The sequence below is a fragment of the Sulfurihydrogenibium sp. genome, from assembly GCF_028276765.1.
In the GTDB taxonomy this organism is placed as follows: Bacteria; Aquificota; Aquificia; order Aquificales; family Hydrogenothermaceae; genus Sulfurihydrogenibium.
Genome location: NZ_JAPYVU010000006.1, coordinates 1 through 15,639 on the forward strand (window position 1 = coordinate 1; position 15,639 = coordinate 15,639).

17 protein-coding genes are annotated in these 15,639 nt (G+C 31.3%); all 17 read right to left on the reverse strand.

What is annotated here, in order from left to right:
• Positions 1 to 283: 283 nt before the first annotated feature.
• The 17 genes from Q0929_RS01735 to fliF all read right to left on the reverse strand — a co-directional run bounded on the left by Q0929_RS01735 (position 284) and on the right by fliF (position 15,631).
• Positions 284 to 1,684: a hypothetical protein gene (locus tag Q0929_RS01735; protein WP_299237871.1), complete on the reverse strand. Its 1,401-nt coding sequence runs from the start codon at positions 1,682 to 1,684 to the stop codon at positions 284 to 286.
• A gap of 124 nt (positions 1,685 to 1,808) precedes the next feature.
• Positions 1,809 to 2,597 carry a patatin-like phospholipase family protein gene (locus tag Q0929_RS01740; protein ID WP_299237872.1) on the reverse strand — a complete coding sequence of 263 codons (789 nt, stop codon included), beginning with the start codon at positions 2,595 to 2,597 and terminating at the stop codon, positions 1,809 to 1,811.
• Position 2,598: 1 nt separating this feature from the next.
• Positions 2,599 to 4,134 carry a glutamine-hydrolyzing GMP synthase gene (gene guaA / locus Q0929_RS01745; RefSeq protein WP_299237873.1) on the reverse strand — a complete coding sequence of 512 codons (1,536 nt, stop codon included), beginning with the start codon at positions 4,132 to 4,134 and terminating at the stop codon, positions 2,599 to 2,601.
• Positions 4,135 to 4,203: 69 nt separating this feature from the next.
• A complete protein-coding gene (locus Q0929_RS01750) occupies positions 4,204 to 4,455 on the reverse strand; it encodes a hypothetical protein (RefSeq protein ID WP_299237874.1) in 252 nt (83 codons plus the stop codon).
• The gene (locus tag Q0929_RS01755) at positions 4,452 to 5,867 is read right to left on the reverse strand and encodes a sugar-binding protein (RefSeq protein WP_299237875.1); all 1,416 of its coding nucleotides are present in this window, start codon (positions 5,865 to 5,867) and stop codon (positions 4,452 to 4,454) included. The genes Q0929_RS01750 and Q0929_RS01755 overlap by 4 nt, the downstream gene beginning before the upstream one ends.
• Positions 5,868 to 5,890: 23 nt before the next feature.
• Positions 5,891 to 6,955, reverse strand: a complete 1,065-nt coding sequence (gene flhB / locus Q0929_RS01760; RefSeq protein WP_299237876.1) for a flagellar biosynthesis protein FlhB — start codon at positions 6,953 to 6,955, stop codon at positions 5,891 to 5,893.
• Between the two features lie 3 nt (positions 6,956 to 6,958).
• Positions 6,959 to 7,732, reverse strand: a complete 774-nt coding sequence (gene fliR, locus Q0929_RS01765; RefSeq protein WP_299237877.1) for a flagellar biosynthetic protein FliR — start codon at positions 7,730 to 7,732, stop codon at positions 6,959 to 6,961.
• A gap of 7 nt (positions 7,733 to 7,739) precedes the next feature.
• Positions 7,740 to 8,009 carry a flagellar biosynthesis protein FliQ gene (gene fliQ / locus Q0929_RS01770; RefSeq protein WP_299237878.1) on the reverse strand — a complete coding sequence of 90 codons (270 nt, stop codon included), beginning with the start codon at positions 8,007 to 8,009 and terminating at the stop codon, positions 7,740 to 7,742.
• Positions 8,010 to 8,023: 14 nt separating this feature from the next.
• Positions 8,024 to 8,842, reverse strand: coding sequence for a flagellar type III secretion system pore protein FliP (gene fliP / locus Q0929_RS01775; protein ID WP_299237879.1), 819 nt, complete (start codon positions 8,840 to 8,842; stop codon positions 8,024 to 8,026).
• A gap of 234 nt (positions 8,843 to 9,076) precedes the next feature.
• Positions 9,077 to 9,355 carry a hypothetical protein gene (locus Q0929_RS01780; protein ID WP_299237880.1) on the reverse strand — a complete coding sequence of 93 codons (279 nt, stop codon included), beginning with the start codon at positions 9,353 to 9,355 and terminating at the stop codon, positions 9,077 to 9,079.
• The gene (locus tag Q0929_RS01785; RefSeq protein ID WP_299237881.1) at positions 9,352 to 9,618 is read right to left on the reverse strand and encodes a FliM/FliN family flagellar motor switch protein; all 267 of its coding nucleotides are present in this window, start codon (positions 9,616 to 9,618) and stop codon (positions 9,352 to 9,354) included. Before Q0929_RS01785 ends, Q0929_RS01780 begins: the two co-directional genes overlap by 4 nt.
• A gap of 15 nt (positions 9,619 to 9,633) precedes the next feature.
• Positions 9,634 to 10,140 (reverse strand): flagellar basal body-associated FliL family protein, encoded by a 507-nt coding sequence (locus tag Q0929_RS01790; RefSeq protein WP_299237882.1) that lies wholly within the window; start codon positions 10,138 to 10,140, stop codon positions 9,634 to 9,636.
• Positions 10,141 to 10,177: 37 nt separating this feature from the next.
• Positions 10,178 to 11,407 (reverse strand): flagellar hook protein FlgE, encoded by a 1,230-nt coding sequence (locus Q0929_RS01795; RefSeq protein WP_299237884.1) that lies wholly within the window; start codon positions 11,405 to 11,407, stop codon positions 10,178 to 10,180.
• Between the two features lie 13 nt (positions 11,408 to 11,420).
• Positions 11,421 to 12,077: a flagellar hook capping FlgD N-terminal domain-containing protein gene (locus Q0929_RS01800; protein WP_299237885.1), complete on the reverse strand. Its 657-nt coding sequence runs from the start codon at positions 12,075 to 12,077 to the stop codon at positions 11,421 to 11,423.
• Positions 12,074 to 13,387 (reverse strand): FliI/YscN family ATPase, encoded by a 1,314-nt coding sequence (locus Q0929_RS01805; RefSeq protein WP_299237887.1) that lies wholly within the window; start codon positions 13,385 to 13,387, stop codon positions 12,074 to 12,076. Before Q0929_RS01805 ends, Q0929_RS01800 begins: the two co-directional genes overlap by 4 nt.
• Complete coding sequence (locus Q0929_RS01810; protein ID WP_299237888.1) at positions 13,347 to 14,024, reverse strand: FliH/SctL family protein; 678 nt, start codon at positions 14,022 to 14,024, stop codon at positions 13,347 to 13,349. The genes Q0929_RS01805 and Q0929_RS01810 overlap by 41 nt, the downstream gene beginning before the upstream one ends.
• Positions 14,021 to 15,631, reverse strand: coding sequence for a flagellar basal-body MS-ring/collar protein FliF (fliF, locus tag Q0929_RS01815; RefSeq protein ID WP_299237889.1), 1,611 nt, complete (start codon positions 15,629 to 15,631; stop codon positions 14,021 to 14,023). Before fliF ends, Q0929_RS01810 begins: the two co-directional genes overlap by 4 nt.
• Positions 15,632 to 15,639 lie beyond the last annotated feature (8 nt).

Sequence of the window (15,639 nt, forward strand, 5' to 3'; positions counted from 1 at the left end):
GCGTTTTACAAGTTGTTTATTATATTCTTTCCAGTCTCTTTTCATAAAAACCTCGCCAATTTTTAAGTTTTTAGGTATAATTTTATATGATATTACAATTAAATTGTAAAAGTTTTTGGACAATATCGAAATATATTTAAAGATTATACCTTGGGGTGAGAAATTAACGGTTTTTTATAAAATCTAAAAATGAGATCCTTTGGTCTTACAGCCTCAGGATGACAGGAAAAGGCAACCTTGCAAAAATTTTGTAACACCCTTACTTCTTGGCATTATCTAGCTTTTAATCTTTATATATCTCCAACTTAATTAAATTTTGACTTTTATCTAATACAGAGTTTACATTATAATTTGGTATGGTTTTTACTTCTATCTCAATTTCTCCTTCTTGATTTTCATATAAAGATAAACTTCCAATTTTTCTTCCATGTGCTTCTATATTCCTATTTATTTTTATAACTTCTATATCTCTATTTCTATTGGAGATAACTAACTTCAAGATTTTAATTCCACTTTCTTCTTTCAGTATTTCAATGCTCTCAAGCTTTCCAATGTTTTTAGGTATAAAGAGATTTAAGATTTTGATTGGTTCTTTAGTTCTAACTGTTTTGTCTGGAATAGCTTTCTCTTTTGTTTCTGATTTTTTTGTTATCTCTGGTTTTTTTTCTTCTTTTGGAGTTTCCTTTACTTGTTCTTCGGGTTCTTCACTATAAGATATTTTTTCGTATCCTTCAATTACAGGTGTAATTTTAATTTGTTCATTTTTCGTATAGATCAATTTTACTATAGCTATACCTTTAGAAAATTGCTGAGGATATATAATATCTGGTATCAACTTTCCTGAACCATTATAAGTCAATTTTATAGGTTTTCCTATTTTGTCATAGACTTTTATCAACAAACCGTTTTGGTCGTAAACACTCAGTTTTACTTCAAACTCTTCACCGGCTCTTGTTTTTTCTGGCATTGCAATTTTCACATCTTTTGGAACCTGTCTAACAAAAACTAAAGTTTTTGACCCAAGTAAAGACTTATTTTCATCAAAGACTTCTATTTTTATATCATGCAATTCAGAAGGAATGAATTTTATTGTTTTTCTTCCGTTTTCGAGCTCTTTATTTCTTATAATGGTTTTAAAGCTTCCATTAGTTTGAATTATTAAAGATTGTTCGCCATAAGAAGTATCATTAACTAAATTTCCGAATTTATCATATGCAACGACAGAAAATTCTTTTTCATACTCAGGTATAAATTCAGGAGAAGTTATAATTTCGACTTTAGAAATTTTATTGTTTAAAACATAAATACTAAATTCATTTAGAAAGCCAGATGTATAAGAGTCTTTTATCTTAAATAACTCATTTTCTAAGTAAATTTTAAAATCATATTTTCCTGCTGTTTCAGAATAGAATTTTAAGCTTCCAGTACCACCCGAAAAATTAACAACTTCATCTTTATTGTTAATTTTTACTTTAACTTTTCCTGAAAAATCTGTAACATCATTATCAAACGGGTCTTTAGCAGTAATAGTAATGGTGGTTTCTTCTCCGGCTCTAAGAGTTTTCTTATAGTTTACTTGAAAATAAGATATATTACCCGATTCAACTTTTATTTGTGCTAATGCATACGTTGAATAAAAGACAAATATTAACAATAATAATATTTTAATACGATTAATTAACATTATCGTTTCCCTCCTAAAATATCAAAGGTGGTTCAAGTATAGTAATATTCTAACACAAATTAAACAAAAAGAGAGAGATTCTTTACTTCACTCAGAATAGCGATATTGATTATTGGAGCAATCTCTAACCAAGAAGGTTATCTCTCCTTTGATGCTTATCATTTTTTATTTGCTCTTTAATTAACTCTTTTGTAAAAGTATAACCTATTTCTATAGCCTCTTTTGCTTTCCAAGTAGCAAACAATGGAATATTAACAAGTTCTGTTGGCTGGATAACTAAATCACAAAGCTTTTTGCTTGTTTCAGTGTTAGACCTTATGGCAAGATAAAAACTTCTTATACCTATTGAAATTATATTATTAAAATCTTTCTCTTCTTCTAAGAATGGGTTTACTTCCACGCCTATTGCAAAATCTACCTTTTCTCTTAAAGATTCTACCGGAAGGTTATTCATAACACCCCCGTCAACATAGAGATATTTATCAATCTTAACAGGTTTAAACATGACCGGAATACTGCAAGAAGCCTTGACTGTTTTTATTAAACTTCCATTTTGAAAATATTCTACGCTTGCTTTATTTAAATTTGTTGCTGCGATTATTAGAGGAATTTTTAAATCTTCAATATTTATCTTCCCAATGTACTTTTCCAAAAAGCTTTCTAATTTGTCTAAGCTAAAGAGAGCTTTTTTAGAAATAGAAGGAAGTATGAAGCTGTTTAAATTGGTTTTTAAAGCAATCTCTTCCATCTCTTTGGGAGAATATCCGGCACAGTAAAAAGAACCAATGATAGAGCCAGCACTAACCCCAGAGACTATATCTGGCTTAATGCCCAGCTCTTCTAAGGCTTTTAAAACTCCAATATGTGCAAGTCCTCTTACTGCACCGCCGGATAATGCTATTCCTATTTTCAAATTATTCCCATTCTATGGTTGCAGGTGGCTTTGAAGAGATGTCATAAACTACTCTATTAACACCTTTTACTTCGTTAATTATTCGTCTCATCATCGTGTCAAGTAGATCATACGGAAGCCTTGCCCAGTCAGCTGTCATTCCGTCCGTACTTTCTACTGCTCTGATTGCTATAACTTTCTCGTAAGTTCTATAATCTCCCATTACTCCGACTGTATGAATTGGCAGTAAAACTGCAAAAGATTGCCATAAATCTTTATAAAGTCCTGCTTTTTTAATTTCTTCTAAAACTATTGCATCTGCTTCTCTTAAAATATTTAAATCATTTTCATTTACTTCACCAATTACCCTTATAGCCAAGCCTGGTCCTGGGAATGGTTGCCTGTAAATAATCTCTTCTGGCAATCCAAGCTCTTTACCAAGCTCTCTTACTTCATCTTTGAATAACTCTCTTAGCGGTTCTATAAGCTTTAGGTTCATTCTCTCCGGTAGCCCGCCAACGTTATGGTGAGTTTTAATAACTGCCGACGGTCCTTTGACTGATACGCTTTCTATAACGTCTGGGTACAATGTGCCCTGAACTAAGTATTCTACATCTTTTAATTTTTTCGCTTCTTCTTCAAAGACTTCTATAAAAAGATTGCCGATTATCTTTCTTTTTTGCTCCGGGTCTGTAATTCCTTTTAATGCCTTTAAAAATCTATCTTTTGCATCTACTACTATTAATGGAATATGGAAATTGTCTCTAAATGTTTTTTCTACCTGTTCTCTTTCACCTTTTCTCAAAAGTCCATTGTCAACAAAGATGCAAGTTAAATTATCTCCAATCGCATTATGAACCAAAACCGCAGCAACGGACGAATCAACGCCACCAGACAAAGCACAGATTGCTTTTTTGCCACCTACCATTTTTCTTATTTCAGCCTGCTTTTCCATTAAGAAATTGCCCATAGTCCAATCTTGTTTACATTTACAAATTCTGACTGCAAAGTTTTTCAGCATTTCTTTACCAAGAAGTGTATGGCTTACTTCCGGATGAAACTGAACGCCCCAAATTTTCTTTTCTTTGTCTCTTACGGCCGCATAAGGTGCGTTAAACGTTCTGCCGATTACTTCAAAACCTTCGGGTAGTTTTACTACTTTATCTGCATGACTCATCCAAACTTGTGTATAGTGTGGAATATTGCAAAAAAGGTCTTCATGGTCTAAAACTTCTAACTCAGCTTTACCATACTCATGCTTATCAGCCTTTATTACCTCTCCACCGAAATGATGTGTTATAAGCTGAAGTCCATAACAAATTCCAAGAATAGGTAAACCTAAATCATAAACTTTTTCATCCGGCTTAGGTGCATCAGGCTCATAAACAGAAGCAGGACCACCAGAAAATATTATTCCTTTTGGATTATGTTTTAGAATCTCTTCTACTGATGCGTTAAACGGCAAAATCTCGCTGTAAACGTTTAATTCTCTTACCCTTCTTGCTATTAACTGGGTGTATTGAGAGCCAAAGTCTAAAATCACTATTCCTTGATGCATCTTAACTCCTTTATATTTTATTCTTCTATTTCTACATCAACTTTTTTCGGTGGCAGTTTTATTGTTTGATTAGATTTTAGATATTTTTTTTGGTATAGAAATTTTTATATGAAGATAATTAGAATCTTTATACACATTTACTTTATAATTTAAATTTTTTCTTTTTCTTGACACGTAAGAATTCTTTTTCTTTTTAGAAATTGGAATGGAAATTTCCTGCTTATATATAGGAATTTCTATAACATTTTCATTTTTGATTGTCTCTTTTGGTTGATTGATAAGATTAAGAACAATAGGAATTAAGATTATCTTTTCTATCATTTTTCCATAACCTTAACTTCAACAGTATTTTTTGAATCCTTCAGCAAAGAAGCTTCTGCTGTGTAACCATCTTTCAAGGATATATTTAAAATTATGTTGTGGTCTTTATCTTCAACGAAGTTTAGCTTTCCTACATTTTCTTTTTCTATCAGAATATCTCTTTCATAATTCCTTACTTCATAATCTAAATTTCTCTTTGAAAAGTAAACTTTGTATGTATAATTACCTTCTTTTGCAGAAATTAAGCTTATTTTGTTAATTATTCCAAGCTCTAATAAAAATTTTAATTTTACAGTCGTGGCTTTCTTTTCTTTTTCCTCTGGTATTTGCTCAGACTTCTTTTCAGATCGTAATTCTTGTTCCTTTTTAGGTTGCTCTACTATTTTTTTCTCTTCCTTTTGAGCTTTTTTTTCTACATCAATACTTGTATTCAATCCAAGAATTACAGGCTCTATATTGATTGTTTCACTTTTAGTATAAATAGCTTGAATTTGGGCTACGCCTTCAACAAACGCTTCTTTTGGAATTATATCAGGAATTATTCTTCCAGAACCATTAACCTTTAGTTTTATATCCGCACCGATTTTATCGTATACTTTTATTAATCTATCTTGAGCATCATAAACTTTTATTTCTAGAGTAAATGGTTTTCCAGCTTCAGTTTCTGATGGAGTAATTACCTTAATTTTTCCTATAGTTTGTATCTCAGGCTTTATAGTTTTTGACGCTAAAATGTTTTTATTAGATTTATCCTGAACAACAATATTAAAATCTTCAACTACAAAAGGTAATATATCAAATTTGTACACATTTCCATTAAAATCATTTATATTTACTTCCTTAGTGCCTCCATTAGCGTTAATAAGGAATGTTTGGTTAATATGCGATTTTTCCAATACCGGATTTCCTTCTCTATCAAAAAAGCTTATTTTTATTTCATAAGGATAACCAGGTAAATAACTATCCTTAGATTCTATTACCGCTATTTCTGCTTTATTGTTTATTACTCTAAAATTCATAGATGATGTTAAGGCTTCAAGTGGTAAAACTTTAAGAATTAGCGGTTTTTCATCCAAAAAAAATGCTAAGCTATAAAAACCAGTTTTTTTTCCTTTAACTGTAATAACAATTTCTCCGTTTTTTATGTCCCCTGGATAAATCTCAGATTTACTAATTTCAAGACCGTTTGATACTACTTTTATCTTTGATGCAAGACCAAAATTGTTAGACGGGTTTCCGAAAGCATCTGTAAATTTTAGGTTTATATTGTAGGCTTCGCCGGCCACTAATATATTGTTATACTGAACTTCTATGTATGATATTTCGCCAGGTTTAATACTTACTTGCGCAAAGGAGAAATTAATTAAAAATAAAATAAATAAAAAGAAGGTTCTTATTGATTTAAGATTCATAATTCCTCCACATCAAAAAACATTTATCTATCATTATTATACCACTTTTTAGTTTTATAAATCTCCGCAAATATTTTTGCCACTGCCTCATAGAGATTTTCTGGAATATAATCTCCAATTTCACAACTACTGTATAATGTTCTTGCTAATGGCGGATCTTCCACTATTTTAACGCCATGTTCTTTTGCTACTTCTTTAATCTTTTGTGCTATTAAATCTTGTCCTTTTGCTATCACTTTTGGTGCATGCATTTTTCCTCTTTCGTACTTTAATGCAACAGCATAGTGTTCTGGGTTTGTGATCACAACGTCTGCTTTTGGAACTTCTGCAATCATCCTTCTTAATGCAAGCTGCCTCATTCTTTTTCTAATCTCTCTCTTGACTAACGGGTTCCCTTCGTAGGATTTTCTTTCTTCTTTAACTTCATCTTTTGTCATTTTAAGGTTTTCTTCGTATTCATATCTCCTATAAAGAAAATCGGCGATGGCTATTGGTACAGATAAAAAAGCAAACGACATTACAAGGATAATAATCGTTTTACTCAAAACATAAATTTGGTTGTTAATAGAGCCTGTCATGTAAACTAAAAAGTCATTTAATAGATACTTTACAAGGAAATAAGATAAAAACAATGCTGCAGTTAGTTTGGCAAGATTTTTAATTAGCTCAAATAAAACAGTCAAAGAGAATAGTCTTTTTATCCCAGAAATAACATTTAATTTATCAAGCTTTGGAGTAAGAGGTTTTAGCGTAAATAAAAATCCAAACTGCATAACATTTGATGCAATCCCGACTATAAAAAGAATAAGAATTACAGGCAGTATCAAGATTGCTAATATTTTAAGTGTAAACCAAATAAACATACTCCCGTTTTCTGGAATTAGATATAATGGATTTGAAAACGTATATTTAAAGTATCCAAGAAGATATTTGTATGCAAAAGGTAAATAAAATATGAAGACAATAAAAATGACAAATAATGATGCAGAAATAGATACATCCATACTTTTGAGAACTTGTCCTTCTTCTCTGGCTTTCTGCTTCCTTTTCGGGGTTGCTTTTTCCGTTTTACGTGGGTCTTTAGCCATGTTTTACCTGCCAAAAATTTTCATCAAAGTTAAATAATAATTTGTCATTTTATCAATAAAGTTAAGACCTACGCTTATTATTAATGAACTTGCAAATATAAGTATGACAAATCCAATAAAAATCTGTGCTGGAAGTCCAACCATAAAAACGTTCATTTGAGGGATCAATCTATTTATCAATGCCAAAACCATATTAAATACAAGTAAGACTAAAATAAACGGGAATGCCATCTGAAAAGACAGTAAAAAAATATCTGAACTTTTTTTGATGATAAATTCAAACACTCCGTTATTTATATTAAAAGAAGAAAGAGGAATCACTTCAAAGCTTTTAAACAAAGCTCCTATAAAAATTTGATAAGCACCGGATATAAAAAACAAGAGATAAAATAAAAAAAGAAAATATCCGGATAACACAGAAGTTTGACCAAAAGCCGGGTTAAACATATTTAAAACTGTTAGCCCCATGAGATAACTAATTATTTCTGCAGCGTAAGAAAAAGCTCCAATAAATATATTAACTATTATTCCTAAGGAAAAACCAATAAAAACTTCTTTTAGAATTAGTGTAAGGAATATTAACAAATCGTATTCTTTTATTTCTAACTTTATATTGAAATTTAGCATTGTAAAGTAAGCAAAAGAAACGACTAATAAAACTTTAACGTTGTGAGGAATTATTGGAGATGAAATAAGCGGAAAAGCCATAAAAAACGCAATTATTCTTGAAAATATTAATGCAACTGTTATAGCTTGGTCGGGTGTTATTAGTACCATTTTTCACTCATTGCACAATCTTTAAGATCATCATCAATACTTCTTTTGTATAATCAACTAATTTTGTTGTCATCCATGAGCCAAAAATGATTAAACCTATCACCGCAGCGATGATTTTTGGGACGAATGTTATAGTCATTTCGTTTATCTGTGTTGCAGCTTGAAATATACTAATCAAAAGTCCAACAATAAAGGTTATTAGAATTACCGGACCGGCAACTAAAACAGTAATTTTAAACATGTCAGATGTTAAATTAACTGCCATATCTATCGTCATGATTGCACCTCTCACTACTTATAACTGCTAACAAGAGCTTTGACTAAAAGTTCAAAGCCATCTGCAAGGACAAACAGCATAAGCTTAAAAGGTAATGATATAAACATCGGCGGTATCATCATCATACCCATGGACATCAAGATGCTTGCAACTATAAAATCTATAACAAGAAATGGTAAGTATATTATAAAAACAATTTCAAAGGCAGTTTTAATTTCACTTATCATGAAAGCCGGAATTAAGGTTGAAATGCTAATATCCTTTGGAGATAATGGTTTTTCATTGGCTAAATCTAAAAATAGTTTTAAATCTTCTTTTCTTGTGTTTTTTAGCATAAACTCTTTTAAAGGCTCTTTTGCGTTTTCTATTGCTTGTATATCAGATATCTGCCTCTTTAAATATGGAGAAATGCTAACTTCATTTATTTTTTCAAAAGTTGGCTTCATTACAAAAATGGTTAAAAAAAGTGCAAGACCTACTATTACCTGGTTTGGTGGTGCCGTTGGAATACCAAGAGCATGTCTTAGTAATGATAATACTATAACAATTCTTACAAAAGCAGTCATGCTTATCAATAGCGCCGGTGCTATGCTTATGATTGTAATTAGTAATAAAATTTTTAGGGTTGTATCTAAACGGTTAAATCCGGCTAAGGTCTCTGAAAATGTATCAGCATAAGAAAAAGAAAAGTTTAAAAGCGTTAAAACAATGATTATAGATATTATGAGATATAAATTGTGTGAGAAATTTAAAATATCATGAGATTTTTTTCTGGCTTCAGAAGGAGGTATTATTTTGTTTGTTATATCGAGATTATTAAGTTGAAAGATCACATATTTTAATGTTTTTTTTGAATAAAAAAAGAGTAGATTCTTTGTTATGTTCAGAATGATGTTGTAATGCCGAGGAAGGAGAATTTTGCCCGGCTTTAGAAACGCACATCTTTCGCCTTTAACTTTCCTGTCTGTCATGTCATATAGAGGACGATGCCCTAAGGATTTCTGTTTTGGTTCTATAAAAATTCCCAATTTTTCACCTGATATATCACAAGATTTTTATTTTTTAATCTATTCTTTATGCTCAAGATTTTGAGCAATTTCTTTTTCGCTAATTTTTTCTATTTTACCATTTTGAAATGCAAGTAGAAATATTTTATTATTAAACTCGATTGTAACTAAGCCTATGTCCTTGGAAATAAATTTAACATCTCTGATTTTTATATCTTCTTGACCGGATTTGCTAAATGGTATTGAATATTTTTTAAGAAAAAATAAAAGCCCATATAGTGTTCCAATTACTATTAATAAAGATAGAATTAACTTAAAAATTATTGAAAAATCTATCATTTCATTAAATCTACTAATCTTACCCCGTACTTTCCGTTTACATTAACAAGTTCGCCAAACCCTGCTTTTTCATTTAAGAAATATATATTTACAAAATCTTCGATGTTCTTTTCAAAGTCTATAATATCACCTTCTTTTAAGTTAAGCAAAAATTCAAAATCCTTTTTTAATCTTGCTAATTCTATTACGATAGGTATTTTTATATATTTTATTAAGCTAATTTTTTTATATATTATCTCCTCTACCTCCATATCCTCACGCATAATATATCCTCCAACTTAGCTTGTTTGTATTATAAATTCTGTAAAGTAGACATTTTTAACTCCACCAAGGGGTAAAATAGCATTTGTTCTTTTAATTATCTCTTCTTTAAGTTTTTCGATTCCTTCCGGTGATTTTAGTTCTTCGCTTGTTTTTGTGAATAATAGCGTATTAATTGCATCTTTTATCTGGGGCATCCTTTTTGTAGCCTCTTCCTTTACTTTCTCGTTCTGAACTTCCATAATTATAGTAACTTTTATATATCTATCCGCATCTTTATCAGCCAAGTTCGCTACAAAAGTTCCAACTTCTAACTCTACTCCTTGCTCTTCAGCTTTTTTTATTTCATTTGCAATTTTCTCCGGTGGCTTTTCTTTCTCTTCTTTAGCAAAGAAAGTGTTATATGCAAAAAAACCTCCACCACCCAATACTAATAATAAAATAGGGATTAATATTATGATTAACTTTTTCTTCCCGCCACCTTTTTCTTCCTGTTGCTCTTGATTTTCTTTTTCCTCAGCCATCACCTACCTCTCTTGTGATATATAAAGTTTCATGATTTTATCTCTTGATATTCATTGCTTCTTGAAGTATTTGATCATCTGTAGTAATAACTCTTGCGTTAGCCTGGTACGCTCTTTGTGCTGTAATAAGGCTGATAAACTCTCTTGAAATGTCAACGTTCGAAAGTTCTAAGAATCCGCTTCTTACTTTACTCAAAATTCCTCCAAGTGTGATAGCCGGAGTAAATGTTTGAGTATTTGGTAAATATAAATTATTACCTTTTCTAACAAGCACTTCTTTATCTCTAAATGTCGCTACTGCAAGCCTTGCAATATTTTTAACATTTCCGTTTGAATACATACCTTTTATAGTGCCATCTTCAGCAACGGCAACTCCAAGCAAATCTCCTTTAGCAAAACCATCTTGCTTTGCATAGAATATAAAATCTGAAGCTACTTGTTTTATTTTAGAAACATCAACAGTAATTGACTGTGGAGAGGCTGCTCCATTTGTTAAAGTTAAAGATAATGTAAATGGAGAACCTGATGTTAAATTTCCATCTGTATCAAATTGTAAAGTTGAATCTCCTACTTGTGTTGTTAAATCGTTATCCTTATACGCATAAACTTTCCAAGTGTTTGCACCTGTTTTTTGAAAATAGAAAGATAAAGTATGCGGATTTCCAAGAGAATCATAAACAGTCATTGAATTTACATAATTGAATGTAGTTGAATCTGTTGGATTAAAAGTTGCAGATATAACATTTGACCTTGAGTCTAAATTTGTTGGTTCAACAAGATATATTTTTGTTGTTATCGTTGGATTAATAGCATAAGGAACGTTTATTTTATCTAAAGCTCTTGCGATATTACCATTATCATCAAGCATCCATCCTTGTAATTTCATTCCATCAACGTTCACTAAATCTCCGTTTGCATCCAATCTAAACTGCCCCGCCCTTGTATAATAAATAGTTCCTTGGTTGTCTTTAACCATAAAAAATCCTTCTCCATCTAATGCAAGGTCAGTTGGAGAGTTTGTATTCATAAAAGACCCTTGTGAAAAGTCTTTTGTAGTAAGGGTAATAAAAGATCCGCCGCCAATTTCTGTGTTTTTAGGCGTACTGTTAGCAAAAGTTGTTAAACTATGGGCGATTAAATCTTCAAAAGTAACTCTTTCTGATTTAAAACCAATCGTATTAACATTGGCAATATTGTCAGATATCACATTTAACCATTGCTGATTTCCGTTTAATCCGGTTATTGCTGTATAAAATGACTGTAGCATGGCTGTCCCTCCTTTACATGCTTATTTCTAATATTTTATCTAAGGACACATTGACATTATTAATTTTCGCACTTAAACTACCGTTATCTTTTAATATACTATTTACAATTCCTGTTGAGTAAATAGTCACCTGGACATCATTTCCGGCAGAATCTTTTGCTGATACCAATACTTTATAATAACCATCCGTTAAATTTTGATTTTCTATTGATAAAGGATATATAGTATTACCATTTAAATTTGTAAACTCTTTTTGTTCAACTATATTGCCGTTAGAATCTACCAATGAAACTTTAACGTTTTGTGCTGGAGCATTTAATTTAAACTCGATGCTTGATTGACCTTGTGATACATAAGTCTGATTTCCTTCATACTTAACTTTTTTTCCTATCATTGAAGATGCGTTTACTATGCTGTTTGTAAATGTTGAAAGCGTATCTACTAATTTTTGTATACTGTCTAAAGATTCCATCTGCCTAAGTTTAACACTGTTGTCTATGAAATCCGAGATATCCTTGGCGTTCAATGGATCTTGCCACTTTAAGTCTGCAAGGAGTACTTTAAGAAAATCATTTTGACTCATCTTAGAGTTATCATAATTAGCATCAACAATCTTTGGTTTATTGGACGTAGCTAAATCTGGAAACGTTGTTAATGAGGTGTCTATCATCTTAATTCACCCCCTATATTTGTAAAATAGTTTAACACATTTTTTAAATCATCAATACTTTTTTTAAAATCAATCTTTTCGTTTATATCTTGTTTAATAAAATCTTCTATAATCGGATGCATTTTAATTGCTAAATCTACTTCCTTAGAAGACCCTTCTTTATAAAGTCCTAAATTTATCATATCTTCCATTTCTCTATACTTTGCCTCTAAGCTTATAATTTTTGATTGATATAACATTATTTCATCATCAACAAGCTGGGGCATTAATCTGCTTATACTTTTTAGAATATCAATAGCGGGATAAATTCTTTTATTTGCAATTTGCCTTGATAATACAATATGACCATCTAAAAATGAAATAGCAGCATCTGCTATAGGGTCGTTTTGAATTTCATCACCTTCAACCAAAACTGTGTATATTCCTGTAATACTTCCTTTATTTTTAAAATTTCCGGCTTGCTCTATAATTCTTGGTAGAAGTGTAAACACTGATGGAGTGTATCCTTTGGTCGTTGGCGGTTCTCCTGCAGATAGTCCTATCTCTCTTTGTGCCATAGCTACTCTTGTTAAAGAGTCTAAAAGATAGAGCACATTCTTGCCAATGTCTGAAAAGTATCTCGCTATAGCAAGAGAAGTCATAACTGCTCTTATTTTTGCTAAAGGCGGCATGTCGGAAGTAGCTACAACAACCACAGATTTTTTTAATCCCTCTTCTTTTAGGCTATCTTCAATAAACTCTCTGACTTCTCTGCCTCTTTCGCCTATCAAAGCTATTATGTTTACATCACTTTTTGTGAACCTTGAGATCATTCCTAAGAGGGTACTTTTTCCAACACCTGCACCGGCGAGAATTCCCATTCTTTGCCCTTTTCCAACGGTAAACAAAGCGTTTACTGCTCTAACTCCTAAATCTAAGACTTCTGTAACTCTTTCTCTTTCCAAAGGATTTATAGCTTCAAGTTTAAGATAATAGCTATTAGAATAGTTAATTTTTTCTTTATTTAAAGGTCTTCCAAAAGGGTCTACAATAGCTCCAAGCAAATCCAAGCCTACAAATACAGACGGCTTTGTGTAGCAAACCTCTATAGGACTATTAACTTTTATGCCGTCCAAATTTTCATAACTCATCAACAATGCTGTACCGTCTTTAAATCCAATTACCTCTGATTCTATAGATTTATCTATTATGCACTTGTCTCCAATGCTAACTTTTGGAATGAGTGCTTCTATAGTATTGCCTATAACTTTTTTTACTTTCCCAATGGCTTTATATTTCGGATAGTTTTTTAATCTCTCTTTTAATTTCATCTTTTACAATCTCTATCTTTTCCCTAAATTTATTTTCTATTTTTCCATTATCAAACTCAATAATAAAATCATTTCCTTTTAAATTTTCGTCTATTTCTAAAGATACACTAGATAGAAATTTTTGCAACAATTCTAAATTTTGGTCTTTACTGATTTTAATTTTTAATACTTTAAATTCCCTTAGCTCTTCTAATATCTCATTTATTTTTTCAGCAACTTCCTTAGGGTCTTTTTCGTGAATGTACAGAAACTCTAAGATTTCTGCTATACTATCAGAGATTATTTCCGATATTTTTGCTAAATATATTTGATAATGCTGTTTCAAGGCGTTTTGTATTTTCTCAATAGTATCTTCAGCTTGTTTAATTTCGGCGTTATATTTGTCGTTAAAGCTTGCTTCTATTTCTTTTATTTTTTGTTCCAACGCATTTTTATACTTTTCTTTTAAGGACTTTATAGCATCTTCAAAGCCTTTTTTATAAGCATTCTTCTTCTCTACTTCAATTTGTTTCAATAATTGATTAATTTGATTTTTCAAAGCCTCAATTTCTTTCTCTAAATTATTGCCATTTTCTTTTTCTTCTAAATTTTCAGAAATATTTTTAAGCTGAGTAAAATCTGTTAAATTCAGCTTCATTTTTTAGTATCTTCTTTAATCCATTTAGTTATGATATTTGCTATCATTTGAGGATTTTCTTCAGCTATTTCCAATATTTTTAGATATTCAGGTAATTTTTCTATTTCAGACACTAAACCTTTTTCTTCTTCATATTTTTTTGCTAATGCTTCAGCAGCAACCCCGGCTAATTGTGTTGAAGGAACAGTGGTAGTAGTAACAATCTCTTCTTTTTTCTGTTTTTTCTTGATAAAAATGAATGCTAATAAGCCTAGTATAAGCAAAAGCAGTATTCCTGCAATTATATACATTATCAAGCTTTGTTGTTTAGGAGAGGCTTCTTCTTGCATAGAGACAGCCTCAAACGGAACGCTGATTACGGTAACTTGATCTCCTCTGTTTGGGTCAAATCCTATAGCACTTTTGATTAAATTTTCATAGGATTGCAATTCTTGCTGACTTCTTGGCTCAAATTGTTTTATTATATTGCCATCCTTATCTTTAATTTCTTTATACTTTCCATCAATCATAACACCAACGCTTACTTTTTTAATAGTAAACAGTGGCTTTTGTGTTTCTATCATTGACTTAGAAACATCGTAATTTGTTGTTATATCACTCTTCTCTTTTCTCTTTCCTCCACCGCCCATTATAGGCGTATTCATCACAGGGGGAACGTTTGTTGGTGTACCCGGCGGTGCGTTTATTGTTTGAGATTCTTCCGTTTCCGATTCTTTAATTTTTCTCTCGCTAACTACTGCTACTTTATCCGGGTCATAGATTTCATCTTTTTGATGAACTTTTCCCGTTTCAAGCTCTACGCTGGCTTTTACCACTACTCTCTCTGGACCTACTACCTTAGCAAGCATAGACTGAATATCTTTTTCAAGCTGTCTTTCCAATTTTCTTTTTAAATCAACAGTTTTGTCTCCGGATTCATTGGCAGATTCTTCGTCTATTAAATCAGAAAGAACTCTGCCTCTATTATCTACAACTGTTACATTTTCTGGTTTTAAGTTTGGTACAGCACGAGAAACTAAAAATACAATAGCTTTAATTTGCTCTTTTGTTAAGTCTTTGTCGGGCCAGAGTTTTATAACTACAGATGCTTTTGCTTCGTCTTCTTGTCTGACAAAAATAGAATCCTTAGGAAGAGCTATGTTTACCTTTGCATCCATTACAGCGTCTAACTTTTTGATCGTTCTTGTTAATTCTCCTTCTACTGCTCTTATATAATTAACGTTTTCCTGAAATTGTGTTGTTCCAAGCTTTGGCTCTTCAAAAATCTCAAACCCTACAACTTTTCCGGAGGGTAATCCCTTTGCAGCCAACTTTAAACGAGCATCATAAACTTTATCTTTTGGAACCATGATTATAGTTCCATTGCCTTCTAATTTATAAGGTATGTTTTCTTGCGATAAAGCAGTAAGAATATTACCAGCATCATCCGGAGCTAAACCTGAATATAAAACAGCATAATCTTCTTTATGTAAACTCTTTGTGAGCAGTATTGCTATAAGAATAATTAAAAATAATCCTACAAGACCACCAATAATGTATTTTTGCTTAGTTTTATCCTGAAATATTTCTTTTATCTTGTTTATTATTAATTCATTATTTATAGCCAAGAGCCTTT

Bases quoted from the DNA above. Each gene is read 5' to 3' on its own strand.
- Q0929_RS01790 (WP_299237882.1), bottom strand. From the start codon at position 10,140: ATGGCTGAGGAAAAAGAAAATCAAGAGCAACAGGAAGAAAAAGGTGGC.
- fliQ (WP_299237878.1), bottom strand. From the start codon at position 8,009: ATGACGATAGATATGGCAGTTAATTTAACATCTGACATGTTTAAAATT.
- Q0929_RS01780 (WP_299237880.1), bottom strand. From the start codon at position 9,355: ATGATAGATTTTTCAATAATTTTTAAGTTAATTCTATCTTTATTAATA.
- Q0929_RS01800 (WP_299237885.1), bottom strand. From the start codon at position 12,077: ATGATAGACACCTCATTAACAACGTTTCCAGATTTAGCTACGTCCAAT.
- Q0929_RS01795 (WP_299237884.1), bottom strand. From the start codon at position 11,407: ATGCTACAGTCATTTTATACAGCAATAACCGGATTAAACGGAAATCAG.
- Q0929_RS01810 (WP_299237888.1), bottom strand. From the start codon at position 14,024: ATGAAGCTGAATTTAACAGATTTTACTCAGCTTAAAAATATTTCTGAA.
- Q0929_RS01805 (WP_299237887.1), bottom strand. From the start codon at position 13,387: ATGAAATTAAAAGAGAGATTAAAAAACTATCCGAAATATAAAGCCATT.
- fliR (WP_299237877.1), bottom strand. From the start codon at position 7,732: ATGGTACTAATAACACCCGACCAAGCTATAACAGTTGCATTAATATTT.
- Q0929_RS01755 (WP_299237875.1), bottom strand. From the start codon at position 5,867: ATGAATCTTAAATCAATAAGAACCTTCTTTTTATTTATTTTATTTTTA.
- Q0929_RS01785 (WP_299237881.1), bottom strand. From the start codon at position 9,618: ATGCGTGAGGATATGGAGGTAGAGGAGATAATATATAAAAAAATTAGC.
- Q0929_RS01750 (WP_299237874.1), bottom strand. From the start codon at position 4,455: ATGATAGAAAAGATAATCTTAATTCCTATTGTTCTTAATCTTATCAAT.
- guaA (WP_299237873.1), bottom strand. From the start codon at position 4,134: ATGCATCAAGGAATAGTGATTTTAGACTTTGGCTCTCAATACACCCAG.
- flhB (WP_299237876.1), bottom strand. From the start codon at position 6,955: ATGGCTAAAGACCCACGTAAAACGGAAAAAGCAACCCCGAAAAGGAAG.
- Q0929_RS01735 (WP_299237871.1), bottom strand. From the start codon at position 1,684: ATGTTAATTAATCGTATTAAAATATTATTATTGTTAATATTTGTCTTT.